General features: G+C 54.6%; 15 protein-coding genes. 5 read left to right on the top strand and 10 right to left on the bottom strand.

Annotated features, from left to right (window positions below; all coding sequences use genetic code 11):
* The first annotated feature begins 120 nt into the window (after positions 1-120).
* Both hisC and AC6CHM_RS12235 read left to right on the top strand, forming a co-directional pair.
* Positions 121-1,227 (top strand): histidinol-phosphate transaminase, encoded by a 1,107-nt coding sequence (gene hisC, locus AC6CHM_RS12240; RefSeq protein WP_115055511.1) that lies wholly within the window; start codon positions 121-123, stop codon positions 1,225-1,227.
* Between the two features lie 3 nt (positions 1,228-1,230).
* A complete protein-coding gene (locus tag AC6CHM_RS12235; protein ID WP_115055509.1) occupies positions 1,231-2,160 on the top strand; it encodes a prephenate/arogenate dehydrogenase family protein in 930 nt (309 codons plus the stop codon).
* On the opposite strand, the gene AC6CHM_RS12230 is transcribed toward AC6CHM_RS12235, so the two are convergent.
* Positions 2,155-3,174 carry a DUF2125 domain-containing protein gene (locus tag AC6CHM_RS12230; RefSeq protein WP_498173345.1) on the bottom strand — a complete coding sequence of 340 codons (1,020 nt, stop codon included), beginning with the start codon at positions 3,172-3,174 and terminating at the stop codon, positions 2,155-2,157. The genes AC6CHM_RS12235 and AC6CHM_RS12230 overlap by 6 nt on opposite strands.
* A 61-nt stretch (positions 3,175-3,235) precedes the next feature.
* On the opposite strand from AC6CHM_RS12230, the gene AC6CHM_RS12225 reads away from it, so the two are divergent.
* Positions 3,236-3,763: a gamma-glutamylcyclotransferase gene (locus AC6CHM_RS12225; protein ID WP_115055583.1), complete on the top strand. Its 528-nt coding sequence runs from the start codon at positions 3,236-3,238 to the stop codon at positions 3,761-3,763.
* On the opposite strand, the gene AC6CHM_RS12220 is transcribed toward AC6CHM_RS12225, so the two are convergent.
* From AC6CHM_RS12220 to ftsE, 4 genes are all read right to left on the bottom strand, one after another.
* Entirely contained in the window at positions 3,760-4,545 is a 786-nt protein-coding gene (locus AC6CHM_RS12220; RefSeq protein WP_337354349.1) for a lysophospholipid acyltransferase family protein, read from the bottom strand. The genes AC6CHM_RS12225 and AC6CHM_RS12220 overlap by 4 nt on opposite strands.
* 109 nt (positions 4,546-4,654) lie before the next feature.
* Entirely contained in the window at positions 4,655-5,290 is a 636-nt protein-coding gene (locus AC6CHM_RS12215) for a YdcF family protein (protein WP_115055581.1), read from the bottom strand.
* A gap of 155 nt (positions 5,291-5,445) precedes the next feature.
* Positions 5,446-6,444, bottom strand: coding sequence for a cell division protein FtsX (locus AC6CHM_RS12210; RefSeq protein ID WP_498173342.1), 999 nt, complete (start codon positions 6,442-6,444; stop codon positions 5,446-5,448).
* Positions 6,437-7,096: a cell division ATP-binding protein FtsE gene (gene ftsE / locus AC6CHM_RS12205; RefSeq protein WP_460897291.1), complete on the bottom strand. Its 660-nt coding sequence runs from the start codon at positions 7,094-7,096 to the stop codon at positions 6,437-6,439. The genes AC6CHM_RS12210 and ftsE overlap by 8 nt, the downstream gene beginning before the upstream one ends.
* 200 nt (positions 7,097-7,296) lie before the next feature.
* On the opposite strand from ftsE, the gene hpt reads away from it, so the two are divergent.
* Entirely contained in the window at positions 7,297-7,833 is a 537-nt protein-coding gene (gene hpt, locus AC6CHM_RS12200; RefSeq protein ID WP_115055499.1) for a hypoxanthine phosphoribosyltransferase, read from the top strand.
* Positions 7,834-7,851: 18 nt separating this feature from the next.
* On the opposite strand, the gene AC6CHM_RS12195 is transcribed toward hpt, so the two are convergent.
* The 4 genes from AC6CHM_RS12195 to argH form a co-directional block, all read right to left on the bottom strand.
* The gene (locus AC6CHM_RS12195; protein WP_498173339.1) at positions 7,852-10,398 is read right to left on the bottom strand and encodes a TIGR02302 family protein; all 2,547 of its coding nucleotides are present in this window, start codon (positions 10,396-10,398) and stop codon (positions 7,852-7,854) included.
* Between the two features lie 118 nt (positions 10,399-10,516).
* Positions 10,517-11,782: a diaminopimelate decarboxylase gene (lysA, locus tag AC6CHM_RS12190; RefSeq protein WP_498173337.1), complete on the bottom strand. Its 1,266-nt coding sequence runs from the start codon at positions 11,780-11,782 to the stop codon at positions 10,517-10,519.
* A 17-nt stretch (positions 11,783-11,799) separates the two neighbouring features.
* On the bottom strand, positions 11,800-11,985 hold the full coding sequence (gene lptM, locus AC6CHM_RS12185; RefSeq protein WP_115055579.1) for an LPS translocon maturation chaperone LptM: 186 nt from the start codon (positions 11,983-11,985) through the stop codon (positions 11,800-11,802).
* 354 nt (positions 11,986-12,339) lie between these two features.
* Positions 12,340-13,740 (bottom strand): argininosuccinate lyase, encoded by a 1,401-nt coding sequence (argH, locus tag AC6CHM_RS12180; protein ID WP_498173335.1) that lies wholly within the window; start codon positions 13,738-13,740, stop codon positions 12,340-12,342.
* 36 nt (positions 13,741-13,776) lie between these two features.
* Here argH and tlpA point away from each other — a divergent pair, with 36 nt between their 5' ends.
* Positions 13,777-14,448 carry a thiol:disulfide interchange protein TlpA gene (gene tlpA / locus AC6CHM_RS12175; RefSeq protein WP_498173333.1) on the top strand — a complete coding sequence of 224 codons (672 nt, stop codon included), beginning with the start codon at positions 13,777-13,779 and terminating at the stop codon, positions 14,446-14,448.
* A gap of 242 nt (positions 14,449-14,690) precedes the next feature.
* Here tlpA and AC6CHM_RS12170 read toward each other — a convergent pair whose 3' ends face one another.
* Positions 14,691-16,595: a DEAD/DEAH box helicase gene (locus tag AC6CHM_RS12170; RefSeq protein ID WP_307280343.1), complete on the bottom strand. Its 1,905-nt coding sequence runs from the start codon at positions 16,593-16,595 to the stop codon at positions 14,691-14,693.
* Positions 16,596-16,615: the final 20 nt, after the last annotated feature.

The following is a 16,615-nucleotide window of genomic DNA, read 5'->3' as shown; positions in this document are numbered from 1 at the left end:
GAAACAGATTGGGGCGTAGCTATGGTCGCGCATGGGCCAAAGTCAAGTTGTTCTCGACATCTCGTCTCCAGACAGTTATGTCCGCGACGGAGATTTTTGCCGCTTAACGGATGAACAATCATGTCAACGACATTGCAAGACCTACGTCCAACACCAAAAACCGGTTTGCTTGATATTGCGGCCTACGTGCCCGGCAAGGAACATGCGCATGGTGTTGCCAAGGTTTATAAGCTGTCATCGAATGAATCTCCGCTTGGCGCGAGCAAACTTGCCATTGAAGCATTTGGGGCTGCGGCAAGAAATCTTGAAATGTATCCCGATGGTCAGGCCAATGCCCTGAAGCAGGCCATCGCGGAAGTACACGGCCTGAATGCCGGAAATATTCTTTGCGGCAATGGCTCCGATGAATTGCTTGGCTTGCTGTGCCAGACCTATCTCGCGCCCGGCGACGAAGCGATTTATACCGAACATGGTTTCATGGTGTATAAAATCTACATCATGGCTGCCGGCGGAACGCCTGTTGTCGCCCGCGAAAAGAACGAGCAGGCTGAAGTTGACGCAATATTGAATGCGGTGACGACGCGCACGAAAATCGTGTTTCTTGCCAATCCGAACAATCCGACCGGCACCTATCTGCCTTTCGAAGAAGTGCGCCGCCTGCATGCGGGACTGCCAAAGAATGTGCTTTTGGTTCTCGATGCGGCCTATGCGGAATATGTTCGCCGCAATGATTACGAATCTGGCGTAGAGCTTGTTTCATCATCTGAAAATGTGGTGATGACACGCACATTCTCGAAAATTCACGGGCTTGCAGCTTTGCGCATCGGCTGGATGTTCGCGCCTGCCCATGTGGTCGATGCCGTTAACCGGATACGTGGGCCATTTAATCTGAATTCCGCCGCCATTCTGGCCGGTGCTGCCGCGATCCGTGATCGGGCGCATGTCGATCAGGCGATTGCGTTCAACGAAAAATGGCTCCCTTGGCTGACGGAGCAGCTGACAGAGCTTGGCCTGCGGGTAACGCCATCGGTGGGAAATTTCCTGCTTGTGCATTTTCCTGACAACGCGGCCAAATCGGCAGAAGCGGCAGACGCCTATCTGACGAGCAAGGGCTATATTTTGCGCCGCGTTGCGGGATACGGATTTCCCAACGCATTGCGCCTTACCATTGGATCCGAAGAAGCCAATCGCGGCGTAGTCGCTGCACTCTCCGAATTCCTGAAGTAAAAAATGTCCAAGCCTCATTTCAATACAATCGCACTGATCGGCATCGGCCTGATCGGATCGTCACTGGCACGCGTGATCAAACGCGAAGGTCTGGCCGACCATGTCATCATTTCCACACGCAGTGAAAGCACACTGGCACGGGCCAAAGAACTTGGTCTCGGCGATGCTTATACGCTTGATAGTGGTGAAGCCGTCAAGAATGCCGACCTCGTCGTGGTTTCCGTCCCGGTTGGCTCCTCCGGCGCCGTTGCAAAGCAGATTGCCGGTTTCTTGAAGCCCGGCGCAATCGTAACCGATGTGGGATCAACCAAAAGCTCTGTCATTGCGCAGATGCAGCCAGAACTGCCTGCAAATGTGCATTTCATTCCAGGGCATCCGCTGGCGGGAACGGAATATTCAGGTCCCGATGCCGGTTTTGCCGACCTGTTTATCAATCGCTGGTGTATTCTGACGCCGCTTGAGGGCACTGATGCGACTGCCATCGAAAGGCTGAAGACATTCTGGGAGGCCTGCGGCTCGCGGCTCGACACGATGGACCCGGCGCATCATGATCGGGTTCTGGCGATTGTTTCCCATCTGCCGCATCTGATCGCCTATAATATCGTCGGTACAGCCAGCGATCTGGAAGAAGTCACCAATTCCGAGGTCATCAAATACTCGGCTTCCGGTTTCCGTGATTTCACCCGTCTTGCCGCATCCGATCCGACGATGTGGCGCGATGTGTGCCTGCACAACAAGGACGCGATCCTCGAAATGCTGGCGCGTTTTTCCGAGGATCTTGCATCCTTGCAGCGTTCCGTGCGCTGGGGTGATGGTGATGCGCTGTTTGATCTTTTCACCCGCACACGCGCCGTGCGGCGCGGTATTATCGATGCAGGGCAGGAAATCGACGCACCGGATTTCGGACGCCAGAAGGCAACGCCGCCCTCATAGAGAGGGCAGACGCCCGATACGGATGAAACCCACCGACATTTTCCCGTTTTTCACGGTAATGGGAAGTGTCGGTGCGCCGTTCGCATCTTTAGGCACGAAAGCCATCGCCTGAAGTACGGATGAGATTGTGTTTTCTTCGCCAGGCAGAATGCCGCGCATTGCCTGGGCGACACCTTCCGGATTGCGCATGGTCACGTTGAAATCGCCGCTGATCCGGCCTTCATTATCGACTGAGAACGGACCGGAAATCGCAATGCCGCTGCCGTCGGCAAAGCCTAGATCGACATTGTTCAACAATCCCGATTGACCACGCAGAATCGTTATATCTCTTTCAGGCTTTGCCAGAAGCGCAAAGCCATTTTCCAGCTCAATATCGGCGGCGCCCGTCAGCTCAGGCAGGGGATGCTCATAAACGATATTGTCTGCGATTTTCAGCTTTTCAAATGACCACGCGATGTTCATTTTTGGCTCAGTGGTTGAAAAGCTAAGCTTTCCACCCTTCATGATGGCAATGGGCGCGCTCCCTGCCGCCGCATTGCGCTGATTGACAACAATATCATTGCCCTGAACCGAAATCTGCTTGGGCAGCGGCTTATCGAGGCGGACGCTGGAGCCAAGATCTTTCCAGGTAATGTCCAAGGGAACCATGCCGGGCGCATCGACAGCGGCTGGTCCTTCAATCTGGCTGACAATGCGCATTGGATCGTAAATCTGTGCAGCGGCGTTGAAACTGCCTGCCACGACGGAAAGCTGTTTCGCCTGATCGGCCCAGCCGACTTTGGTGCACTCAAGGCCAAGCCTGAGCGGATAACCGCTGGCCACAGCATTGTCGCAGGTGGCGTCGATACCCTTCTGCTTGAAGGCGGCAAGGTTTGTTGCCACACGCGATTCAAGCTGGTTGGCCAGATAAAACCATCCGCCCGTATAGATGATCGCCAGCAAGATGATGAAGCCTGCCAGATATTTGAGAAACTTCCCCGACTGGCGGATTTCAGTGGTGCTGCTTGACGGCATGGTGCGGCTCTCGCTATCGGTCAGAAGATGATGTGATTCAAATCCAGCTATTGGGATGGATATGGGCGATTTTTGGGTCTTTGGCTATGGTTCACTCATGTGGAAGCCCGGCTTTGCACATGTAGAGACGCATCATGCCCGTCTTCATGGCTATCGCAGGGCACTGTGCGTGCGCTCCTATGTACATCGCGGGACGCCGGAGCGTCCGGGACTTGTACTCGGCTTGGATCGTGGTGGTTCCTGCCTTGGCATGGCATTTCGCGTGCCGGGCGAGCTTGAAGACGAAGTGGTGGCCTATCTACGTGAGCGCGAGCTTGTCACTCACGTCTATCTTGAGCGCCGTCTTGGCATACGGCTTCCCGATGGCCAGAGGGTCGAAGCCTTGACCTATATTGTTGATCGCAATCACGTTCAGTATGCGGGGTCGCTCTCGGTCGCCGAAGCTGCGGAGGCTGTATGCGGTTCAGTGGGCGTGTCAGGCCGCAATGAGGACTATGTGCATAATACGCTCGACCATATGCGCAAGATGAATATACGCGACCATTGGATGGAAGCGGTGGCCGCTGCGGTGGACCACAACAAGGCTTAGATTTCCACACCCAGTTCTTTGAGGCGCCTGACGGCGGTGGGAGGCATGGGAGGCGGGTTGGCGGAGGTTGCTGCTTCGACCAGTAATTCGTCACAGGCGGCCTCTGTGACTTCCTGAAGCTTCTTCAAAAAGGCGTCATTATCCATTCCGGGTTGGATGGGCGGCAGGATACGGCAGCGGATAATCCCGGGGTGACGCAGAAATCTGCGGCGGGGCCAATAGAGGCCTGCATTGTGCGCGATAGGCAGAACCGGAACGCCAAGTTCGCCGTATATATGTGCAACACCATATTTATAAGCGGGCGGGGCTCCCGGACTGGTGCGTGTGCCTTCGGGATAGATCATCAATTGCCGGCCTCCCGACACGGCAAAATGCGCGCCTTTGACGGCCGTCTTCATCGCCGCAGAGCGTTTGCCACGATCAATAGGCACCATTTTCATTTTCTGGATGTACCAACCAAAAAGCGGAATCCACATCAGCTCGCGCTTGAGAATGTAAACCGGGTCGGCAATATAGGGCAGGAACGCGTAGGCATCCCAGAAGGACTGGTGTTTCGGCGCGCAGATATAGGGGCCATCCGGTATATTCTCCAGGCCCTCAATTTCCATATCTGTTCCGGCGAAAACCTTTTGCAGCCAGAGATTTGACCGCGCCCAATTCTTCGGAATGGCCCAAGCCCGTTTACGCGGGCTGAGAAAATAGTATGGCGTGAAAATGATCATCTGGACGATCAGGTTCAGGTAGAAAAGCACATTGAAGATGATCGACCGGATTATTGTCATGGAGATCTCGTTGGGTTTTGCAGGCTTCGTTATGCGTGGTGAGCCCTCCTGAGTCTGTCGAAGGACGAACCACGCACCATGTATACGCCAGTTTCTGACCTGGAATTGGTTATTCCCTGATCTGATGCAGCAATTTGTCAGTGACACTCGAAAAACTGTCAGGCAATTGGGCGCGGGCAACGGCCCCCAGATATTTGATATATTCCATCAGCAGAACCCGTACTACCTGTCCTCGCGTTATCCAGTCACCCTCCTTGAGATTGGTGTTCGTGATTGGATAGGCAATGAATTCGATTTCCTGCGAGGCGCGGCTGAGTTCGAGCATGGTGCGGGGAATGTGGTAGTTGTTGGTGACAACAATCACGCGCTTATAATGGTTGGCGCTCGCCCATTTAATGCTTTCAACCGCATTCCCGACCGTATCAAGGGCAGACCGGTCGATATCGACACAGCATTCGAACAATGTTGCATCGCCACCAGTGACGCGTTGCAACTCGCTACGCTTGGTCGAGGGATGCACGCCGCTGATGAACAAACGTTCGCCGCGCTTGTTCTTGAGCAATTCCAAAGCGCCCTCAATGCGTGAATAGCCACCTGTCAGGACGACGATACCGTCAGCGGGCTCGGTAATATCGGGTATATCAAGCGTGGTGACGCGATCGCTGAAGACAATAAACCCACCGATGAACAAACCTATCGCAAGAATGGCAAGCAGGAACAGAAAACGCACGAAATATCTGCCCATGGTCGCAGACAATCCACGGGTCCGTGCTACGTCCGCATCGGGGGACTTGTTGCTGTCGTTAAGGCCGTCCATCTTGTGCCGTAAATGCCTTGCTCGAGAGTGCTTCTGCCGCTCATAAACTGGAAGCGATGCGTCTATAAAATAAAATGAATATTTCAGGTGTCGTGATTTTCGCCCGTGCGTCCATCAACTTGTCTTAAATGCGCTATGACTGTCATTCGTGTTGTAATCATGGTCAGAACGCTGACCGCCAATATGATCAAAACTACACCCGTATATCCACCGGATCCAATGGAGAAATTGCCGAAGAGCGCTGTCGCCTGATCGGCTTCGGGTGTTGCCAGATTACGCGATGACCACCATCCGATCATCAGAAAAATGAACATGGCAAGCGCACCGCCAAAAGCTGCACCTTTGAGTGCTGTCCAGAAAAAATGGCGCTCGAACTGGCGGGCGACGAATTTTTGTTCCGCGCCGATAAAATGCAGCACTTCAATAATATGGCCGTTGCCAGCCATTGCTCCGCGCGTGGCGAAAATCACGGTGAGGACGGTTGCTGCAACGACAAGAGAAAGCACGCCGGTGCCGATGAGAACAGTCGAGCGAGCCATGGAAACCAACCGGTCGACCCATGTGCGATGATCGTCGAAACTGGCTGCCGGTATCTGCCCGACGAGCATGCTGCGAAGCGCTGCGAAATCTGGCGGCGAGGCTTCGTCTAGCGTAACGACCACCAGCCGGGGAACAGGCAGTTCATCAATATCGAGTCCGGTTCCAAGCCATGGTTCGAGAAGGCGGGCTGTCGCATCCCGGTCGATGATCCGCGTGGATTTCACGCCAGCAAATCCTTGCGCAATTTTACTCGCTTCAGCGAGCATTGCTTCCATGTCCTGACCTTCCACCGGTCTGATCTGAATAGTCGCTTCGGTGGAAATCTGACTTTGCCAGGTGGCGGCTGTCGATTGAACAAGGCTGACTGAGCCGACGGTGAGGCAGGCGAGGAAGGTCATGATGGCGATTACGATCATCAAGGCATGGCCAACCACATTGCCTGCGGGTACGATCGGTGCCTGTCCGCTGTTTTTGCGGATACGGGCCCAAAGCCTGTCCGCCAATTCGATGGCTCGATCCTTGAGGGCTGCGGCATCAATCATAAACGTCGAGCCTTCCCTGATCGAGGATCATACGCCGCGCATTGATCTGGTCCATCAGGGTCAAATCGTGGGTGGCAATGACAACGGCTGTTCCGGAGCGGTTCAACTCGCCGAAAAGGCGCAGGAGACGCCGCGCCAGGGGCGGATCGACATTGCCCGTCGGCTCGTCGGCAAGCAGAATTTCCGGTTGATCTATCAAAGCGCGGGCGATAGCGGCACGCTGTTTTTCACCGCCGGATAGCACAGGTGGCAGCACATGCATGCGCTCGCCAAGTCCTACCCAATGCAAAAGCTCTTCGACCTCTGCGCGATAGGTCGCTTCTTCCTTGCCGCGCACCCGCAAGGGCAAGGCGACGTTTTGATAGGTGGTCATATGATCGAGCAGCCGGAAATCCTGAAAGACCACGCCTATGCGTCGGCGTAGCATTGGCATTTCGCTGGATGAGATTGTCGCTATGTCCTTGCCGAAGACGGTGATGGAACCGCGTGTCGGCTTGAGTGTCATGAAAAGCAGGCGCAGCAATGACGTTTTACCTGCACCGGAAGGTCCGGTGAGGAACTGGAATGATCGCGGCGATATGTGGAGGCTTACATCACGCAAGACCTCCGGGCCCATCCCATACCGCAATCCGACATTCTCAAAACGAATCAAGTGTGCTTTCCGATCTTATCTGCAACGTGTTCTATTTTGCGGGAGCCGATTTGACCACCCCAACAAACATGAACCAGCATGACTGGAAACATGAATTTTATACGGCAGCGCCGGTTTTTGCATTTTGGCTGATGATCAGGCTATAGGTGCGGGAGCTATATGAAGAAATTCGGTCTGAAAACGCGCCACAGGAAACTTGCATGCCAAAAGTCGGGACTAAAAATATTGATGTTCTTTTCAGTGCCGAAACAATTGCCGCGCGCAATCTAGAACTTGCCAAAGCAATCGTGGCGCGAGGTTTTGAAAACCTGCTTGTTATCTCGATCCTCAAGGGCTCGTTTATTTTTGCCGCCGATCTGATCCGCGCCATGCATGATGCCGGTGCAGAACCGGATGTGGAGTTCATCACTGTCTCCAGTTATGGCAAGGGCACGGAAAGCACTGAAGTGCGACTTATGCGCGATATTGACAGCGATGTGCATGGCCGTGACGTACTTTTGATCGATGATATTCTTGAATCAGGACGCACATTGAAGTTTACGCGCCAGCTCATGCTCGAACGCGGTGCGCGCAATGTCTATATTGCCGTGCTGCTGGACAAAAGCGTCAAGCGCAAGACCGAAATAGAGGCTGATTTCAAAGGATTCGAATGCCCGGACTATTTCGTTGTCGGTTACGGCATGGATGTCGGCCATTCATTCCGGCAACTGCCTTATGTCGGTGTGGTTCGCGATTAAAGCCCAACATTTTTCTGATCAATTGAACTTGAGCAGGCGCTCCAAATAATCCTTTTCCATTTGCGGGCTGAGCGAATTACCGAGCCGCTTGCGGATGGCGTCGAGAATTTCACGCGCGCGCTGAATGTCGATCTCGCCGGGGACTTTGGTATTGGTGCCATCATCGGGCCCGCCGTCGCGCTGCGGGCGGCCGAGAGGATCGCGCCCCCCGGTTTGCCGTTGATCGCCTTGCCCGGTTTGTCCCTCTTGCCCCATGGCCTCCTGCATCTGTTTCATCATGTCCTGACCACCACGACGCAGCGCATCCAGCGCATCGCTTTGCTGGCCGAGTGCCTGATCGCCATCGGCTTGACCGAGTGATTTGCCAGCTTCACCCATTGATTTGCCTGCCTGGCCAAATCCTTCACCGGGCTTGATACCCATGCCTTCCAGATCTTTCATCAACTGGCCGAGTTCGGATTGGAGCTTGCCTTGGCCTTGCTGAAGATCGCGCAGGGCCTTGGCAATATCCTCTTCGGACATTTGTCCTTGCTCACCCTGTTCGCCTTGCTGCTCCTCGCCAAAGTCCTGCTGCATGCCCTGTTGGCGCTGCTGTTCCAGCCGGTGGGTCTGGTTCATCATGTCCTGTTGACGGCGCATCAGCTCACCAAGCTTGTCCATCTGCTGTTTCATCTGTCCCTGCTGGCCTTGTTGAGCCTGTTGCTGCTGGCCCATCTGCAGGTTGTTCATCATGTTTTCGAGCTCGGACAATAATTGCTGTGCCTGATCCTTCGAGCCCTGCTTGGCAAGCTCTTCAATCTGGTTCAGCATTTTATCGATATCCTCCTGCCGTAGCTGTTTGGCATTTGGATTTTGCGCCATGTTCGGGTTTTTCTGAGCTTTCTGCGCAAATTCACGCAGGAATTCCTTCATGGCATCGCGCAACTCAGCCATGCGCTTTTCGATTTCCTCCTGGCTGGCACCCTGTTCGATGGCATTTTTCAAGGCTTCCTGCGCTTGCCGCAGTCGCCGCTCCGCATCAGACAAGGCACCATCCTCAATGCCGCGGGCGACGTCCCACATATAGCTTACTACCTCGCGCAACTGTTCATCGCTTTTTGCGAGGTCAAGGCGGGAACGAACACTGCGCAACCCAAGATAGTGGGACGAGTTTTTGATTGTCTCTTCCGGCCACATTGTGATTGCGTCCAGCATTTCCAGCACATTGGGCTTGGCATTGGCATTCAGCGCCAGGTTGCGGCGTTGTTCAATCAACGCGCGAGCAAGCGGATTGGCGAATGGTCGCTCGGGCATGACGAAAGTTTTGACTTCGCTGCGGGCTTCCTGCTTTGCGTCGTCGGACGCAATGAGAGTCATGCGGATTTCAGACCCAGACCATGGGTGCTGGGTGAGATCCTTGGTGGTTTTAGTCTCCTTGGCTTGTTCACCGCGACGCGGCAATGCCAACGGCAATTCCGGAGCGGAATAGAGCGGTCGTGCATCCTTTTCGGCAGGCAGTGCCTGTTCGATTTTTGCCTGTGCAGCTATCGCGCCATAATCGTCCTTGATCTCATAAAAGACGTCCATCGTGCCATTGACGGCGCTGGAAGGCTCCTTGGTAAAACGGATTGCGGGCGGCTGGTCTGGAATGATTGTGAAGCCCCAACTGGAGAGGGCAGAGCGGCCATTCACCAGATCAATAGAACTGTTTTGATCAAGTGTGAGTTCAAAATTTCGTGGTGTTGCTTTACCAGTTGCCGAGTCTTCGATCTTAGGCGTTTCCCTGGCTGCAATCTCTACCGATTTTCCATTAGACAGCTTCTGTGTGAGAGCTTCCGATCCACTGCCACCGATAATGCGGACAACAAGCGTGCTGTTTTGGGGTACTGAAAACTGCGTGTCGGCCGAATTGCTTGCGGTGGTCAGAAATAGCGGAGCGCGACCGGTATAACGCGGAGGGGTAACCCAGGCGTCAATACGAGGCGGTATTGCATTGCTCGCGGCATGGCTGAGAAATGCATCGCTGATGCGGCCGCCCAGCGGTCCACCGGAAAAGGCAAAAGCAATGACGAGCAGCAGCGCCGCAACGCCGCGCAAAGCCCAAGGGTCGCGTTCAGCAATCCGCGTCTGGGGCAATCCGCTTTGCAGATTGGCAATGCGTGTTGCCATGCGCTTGCGATGCTCGCTCCACAATGCCTGCGCAAAGGGATCAGTGCTGTTGGCTGCAAGCTCTTCTGTCTGCACGGTAATGGGCTGGTGCGCCAGTTCATTGACGTTTTCAAGCCGCTGCGTGATCTCTGACGGGCGAGGTAAGCGGAACTTCAGCAGCAGATAGACGCAAACAGGGATGCTCAGCAGAAAGAGGGCAAGCAAGGCTTGCCTTGCAAGATCCGGCATAAGGCGAAACAGGCCGAACCATGCCACGCTGAGGAAGACTGAAATAACAAGCAAAAGGGGCAGCAAGAGCGGCCAAAGGCGCTCAAGCGCGATCATCAACCATGCGGACAAACGGAGGCGATCGATATTTTTCAGAATATCGAATTTGATGCTGGTCGCTTCCCGTTCTTCCGGGTTGTGATCGGCCATTCTCGCTCCATCTTTCCGGTATCGGCATTACCAGACAAAGCTAACAATACCACTCATCATGGCAAAGGCGAGGCCTTACCCGGCAAAACGCAATCATACTTCTGTGTAGGCGCGAAAATTACAGCCAGTCCGGAATGGAATCGAGGCCGATCAATTCTTCATAACTTGTGCGTGGACGCACCACATGGAACTGATCGCCATTGACCAGAACCTCAGGCACGAGCAGCCGCGTATTATAGGTGCCGGCCTGAACCGCGCCATAGGCGCCCGCTGTGCCAATTGCGATCAAATCACCCGGGGCAGGACGCGGCAGTTCACGATCCAAGCCCAGATAGTCACCTGTTTCGCAAACGGGACCGACAACGTCGCCGCGAATCCGGGGATGATTGGCCGTAGGTTCCTTGACGGGGCGGATAATGTGGAACGCATCGTAAAGCGTGGGCCGGATGAGGTCGTTCATAGCCGCGTCAACAATGATAAAGTTACGCGCATCGCCTTCCTTGACGAAGATTACCTCGCTGACAAGAATCCCAGCATTACCAACAATAAGTCGGCCCGGTTCGAAAATCGTCTTCAATCCCAGCGGCTTGATATGCTTTTGAACGATCCGCGCGTAGGCATCGGGCAGTGGTGGCGGATTGTTGTCGAAGTGGTACGGAATACCGAGACCACCGCCAAGATCAACATGCTTGATATCATGGCCATCGGCCTTCAGCTGCCCGACCAACTCCGCCAGCAGGCGGAATGCATCGTCGAAAGGCTCAAGATCAGTGATCTGGCTGCCAATATGCATGTCCACGCCAACGACCTTTAGCCCCGGCATCTTGGCTGCCTGTGCATAGATTGAACTTGCCTTGGCGAGGGGAATGCCGAACTTGTTCTCGGATTTCCCCGTCGAAATCTTCTTATGGGTCTTTGCATCGACATCGGGATTGATGCGCAGCGAAACTGGCGCGATCTTTCCCGCCGCAACGGCACGACTGGAGAGAATGGCAAGCTCTGGCTCGGATTCGACATTGAAACAATGAATGCCGGCGCTCAATGCGAGATCCATTTCGCTGGGCTTCTTGCCGACGCCGGAAAAAACGATTTTCTCGGCTGGAATGCCAGCGGCGAGCGCGCGGCGCAATTCACCTTCAGAAACCACATCGGCGCCAGAACCAAGTCGCGCAAGCGTTTTCAGGACTGCTTGATTGGAATTTGCCTTGAGCGCGTAGCAGACGAGCGTATCCATGTCGGCAAAAGCTGCCGAAAACACTTTGAAATGACGCTTGATCGTTGCTGTCGAATAACAGTAGAAAGGTGTCCCGACAGCCTTGGCGATTTCAGGAATACTGACGCCTTCGGCATGAAGAACGCCGTCTTTATAATCAAAATGATTCACGGAAAATCCAGCTTGCTCTAGATCAATGGGTCAAGAATAAAACGCTTGTCCTGGACGGGCGGCGCCACAGTTTTCGGCTCGCCGGGCATTGATGTTACGGAAGCGGGCGGTGGCTCCAGTGCGCCTTTGCGGCCACAGGCCGATATGGCGCTTACGATCGCGATCGACATAAGAATTGTCGATAATAGGGAACGGCTTGTCATTGTTGATCCTGTCGTCCGAAATGGGTCTGCCATGTCTAGAGCCTTTCTTGTTCAAATAGAAGCAGTTCTGTTTCTCGGATGGCGAGATAATTCACGCGGAAGGTGGCGAGGTCGATGTTTATCCACGTCCGATGCCGCCTGACAAGTGATTGGTCGCCAGCCGGAAACCCAAGGGCCGGGTGAATTTGGACCAAATCCATCGGGTTTCAGCTTCGCCCGATGGATAAACATCGGTCTCGCAAAACCCCTCGACCTTGTCCACAAATTCCCTCCGGCAGAACGATTCTATTTGAGCAAGAAAGGCTCTAGCCTAAGAAGGCGCGCTTTGCACCCCCATGGCCGGTCAATGTTGTTTTACAATTTCGCAATGCGCTTTTGCCAGAATTTGATCTGCTTGCGCACCTGTTCCGGAGCCGTTCCGCCATAGGATTTGCGGCTGCGCACGGATTTGTCCACAGTCAGGAATCCAAAGATGGCAGCGGTAATCCCCGGGTGAATCTGCTGCAAATCTTCCAACGACAATTTACCAAGGTCGATCTTTTTCTGCTCGGCAAGGGCAACTGCCCGGCCGGTGACATGGTGTGCCTCGCGGAAAGGCAGGCCAAGTTCCCGCACCAGCCAATCGGCCAGGTCGGTGGCCGTTGAATAGCCCGAACCCGCGGCCTTCTTCATTGCGGCGGTGTTGACGGTCATATCACCAACCATGCCAGTCATGGCGGCAAGCGCCAGTTCCAGCGTTTCTGCAGCGTCGAATACGGCTTCCTTGTCTTCCTGCATATCCTTGGAATAGGTCAGAGGCAGGCCTTTCATGACTGTCAGCAGAGCGACGAGCGATCCGGTGATGCGGCCAGTTTTGGCGCGAACCAACTCGGCAGCATCGGGGTTCTTTTTCTGCGGCATGATGGAGGAGCCGGTCGAAAAACTGTCGGACAGTCGAACAAAGCCGAACTGGGAAGTAGACCAAATGACAATTTCTTCAGCCAACCGGGAAAGATGGGTCGCAGTGATCGCAGCTGTTGACAGAAATTCCAGCGCATAATCGCGGTCAGACACGCTATCGAGCGAATTGCGGGTCGGTTCGCGGAAACCCAACGCTTTTGCCGTCATATGCCGGTCAATCGGAAAGCCGGTTCCGGCAAGGGCTGCGGCGCCGAGCGGCGATTCGTTCATACGTTCAATTGCATCTTTGACTCGGCTCAGATCGCGGCCAAACATTTCGACATAGGCCATGCAATGATGACCAAAGGTAATGGGCTGCGCTGTTTGGAGATGGGTGAAACCTGGCATCAGGGTTGCTGAATGTTCTTCGGCGCGCTTCAGAAAGGCCTCGATCAATTTCTTGAGCAGAACCGCAGTCTTTTCAAACTCAGCTTTTACCCATAGGCGAAAGTCGACCGCGACCTGGTCATTGCGTGAGCGTGCAGTGTGCAGCCGGCCCGCCGATGCGCCGATCAGTTCGGCAAGGCGCGACTCAACATTCATGTGAATGTCTTCAAGTTTGCGTGAGAAAGTGAACTTTCCGCTCTCGATCTCTGACAATATCGTGTTCAGGCCGCTTGTGATCTTGTCGTAATCGTCGCTCGCAATTATGCCGGTTTTCGCAAGCATGGCTGCATGAGCAAGGGAACCTTGAATGTCCTGGGCGTAAAGCTTCTGGTCAAAGCCGATGGAAGCATTGATTTCTTCCATGATCGCGGCAGGACCTGAGGCGAAACGACCGCCCCACATTTCATTGCTATTCTTCTTGTCGGACATGGAAAACGCCTTGAGTGTGAAGCGGAAAGAACGGAAATGACAGACGGCCCACGACAAACGCCACGCAATAGCAACAAAAAGATCATCGCCCTTGCCGCGCTCGCCGGCATTGCCGCCGGTGCGGTTGCGGTATACGTGATGGAACGGCCATCTGGCAATATTGCCACCGTGACTAATACGGCTGATCAGTGCCCGATGAAGGCAGAGGGCGCAAAAGCGATTGATGCTGCCGCTGTTGGTGCCATTGCCGCCATGCGCGGTGCCGACAAGCCGCAATCCATGTCGAGCTTGTCCTTCACCGGACCGGATGGCAAGCCGGTGCGCATCAGCGATTTCAAGGGCAAGACATTGCTGGTCAATCTGTGGGCGACCTGGTGCGCGCCATGCCGCGAGGAGATGCCCGCACTTGATGCGCTGGAAACAAAAAAGGGCAGCGACAAATTTGAGGTCGTCACGATCAATATTGACACCGGTGACGATACGAAACCCAAAGCATTCCTGGGCGAGATCGGCGTCAAGTCGCTCGATCTTTACCGTGATCCATCAATGGGCGTGTTCAACGAGCTTAAGCGGAAAAGTCTGGCCTTTGGGCTCCCGGTTACAATGCTGGTCGATAAGGAAGGCTGCCAGATCGCAGCGATGAACGGCCCGGCAGACTGGTCCAGCGATGACGCTCTGCGATTTGTGGATGCCGCTTTGGGTCTTTAGAAAATAGTATCAGGACAGCTGGATTGGCAAATTCATTATGCGTGCTTCGACAAGCTCAGCATGAGGAAGATGGAGATTGGCAGGGAACGAGTTCTGACATGTTACAAGACGACGTCGCAGGTAGATGTTGCAACCCACTAACTTCCTCATGCTGAGCTTGTCGAAGTACGCACCAAGCTCATGCAAAATCATTGCATATTCCTTATCTCCCTCGCAAAGAGGGAGATAAGGAAGGCAATTGCTTACTCGCCAGTTGTGGCGGCTTTGCGAGCTTTTTTTGCTTTGTATTTGTCAAAACCCTGCAATTCACCGGGCTTGCGTTCCTTTGGAAGCTTTTTCGGCTTTTCCGCTGTCCAGCCTTCCGGCTTTGCCTTTGCAGGTTTGGCTGCCCACTCTGTACGTGGATTGGCATCGTTGCCGCGCGGCTTGCGGTTGTCGAATTCGCGCTTCTCACCGAAATTCTTCTTCGGCTTGAAATCGCTGCGCGGAGCAGAGCCGCCGGGGCCTTCACTGCGGGCGATATTTACACCCTTTTCGCCTGTACCGAACTGCTTGATGCGTGCAAGGAAAGCATCAGCCTTGCTGGCGGTAATCTCAAAGCGTGTTTCCGTTTCCAGAATTTTGATTGAGCCGACATCGGTCTTGGTAATATCACCGGCCTTGCAGATAAGCGGCAAAAGCCAACGTGGTTCGGCGCGTTGCTTGCGACCAACACTGACGCTGAACCATGCGCCGCTTTCAAAATCGGTAAAGCGATCCGAGCGCGATGTCCGTTCGCCGCGGCCCGGGCGGTCTTCAAAGCTACCCTTGCGGATAGGCTCAAGAACATGGGACGGCGTGTTGGAAAGCTCTTCCGGCGCAGGGCGAGCAGCCATTTGCTGGCGTAAATAAGCAGCAGCAATCTGTTCAGCGGAATGAAGGGCGAGCAATTCGCGTACGAAATCTCCCTCGTCCTCGGTTATGACTTCAGACAGAGAAGGATCATTGAGGATGCGGTCATTGTTGCGCTTGTTGATTGCGTCGGCATCCGGTGGCGGCACCATCGTTGTCGTTAGTTTTGCACCTTGCAAAAGACGCTCGGCAGTGCGGCGACGCGAGGCCGGCACGATCAGAACGCAGATGCCTTTACGACCCGCGCGACCTGTACGGCCACTGCGGTGCAGAAGCGTTTCTGAATTGTTGGGCAGATCGGCATGGATGACGAGATCAAGATTAGGCAGATCAATACCGCGAGCGGCAACGTCGGTGGCAACACAAACACGGGCACGACCATCACGCATGGCCTGCAAGGCATTGGTGCGTTCAGCCTGGCTGAGTTCACCCGACAGGGAAACCACAGAGAAACCGCGATTTGACAGGCGGCTGGTCAAATGTTTGACGGCCTCACGGGTCGAACCGAAAATGATCGTGTTCTGTGCATCGTAGAACAGCAACGAATTGATGATCGCGTTTTCACGCTCACGCGGTGCAACCGGCATGATGTGGTATTCAATATCCGCATGCTGCTCGCGGTCATTGGTGGCGGAAATGCGCAGCGCGTCTTTCTGGAACTGCTTGGCCAGCAGCGCGATAGGTTTCGGCACTGTTGCAGAGAACATCAGTGTGCGGCGATCTTCCGGCGCTTCACCAAGGATGAATTCGAGATCTTCGCGGAAACCGAGATCGAGCATCTCATCGGCCTCATCCAGAACCACTGCGCGCAGTTCTTTCATGTCGAGCGAGCCACGGCTGATATGGTCACGTAGGCGGCCCGGTGTGCCAACAACGATATGCGCGCCTTGCGAAAGGGCGCGGCGCTCCTTGGTCATGTCCATACCGCCAACGCAAGAGGCGATGCGCGCCCCGGTTGGCTCATAAAGCCATTCCAATTCGCGGCGAACCTGCAAAGCCAATTCGCGTGTGGGCGCAATCACCAGTGCATAGGGCGCGCCGATAGAAGTGAAGCGATCTCCATCTTCCAGAAGAGTCGGTGCGATGGCGATGCCGAAGGCAACGGTCTTGCCCGAGCCGGTCTGGGCGGAGACGAGAAGATCTGCTCCTTCGGCTTCAGGAGCGAGAACTGCAGTCTGAACGGGTGTCAGGGTCTCGTAGCCACGGGCTTTCAAAGCACCGGACAGCGCCGGAGCGATAGAATCGAAAATGGTCATAAATGAACTTTCAGTGCTGG

The organism is Phyllobacterium sp. GQ127 (assembly GCF_059758635.1).
The sequence above is the reverse complement of the archived record's forward strand: the minus strand, read 5'-3'. Positions and strand labels throughout refer to the sequence as shown.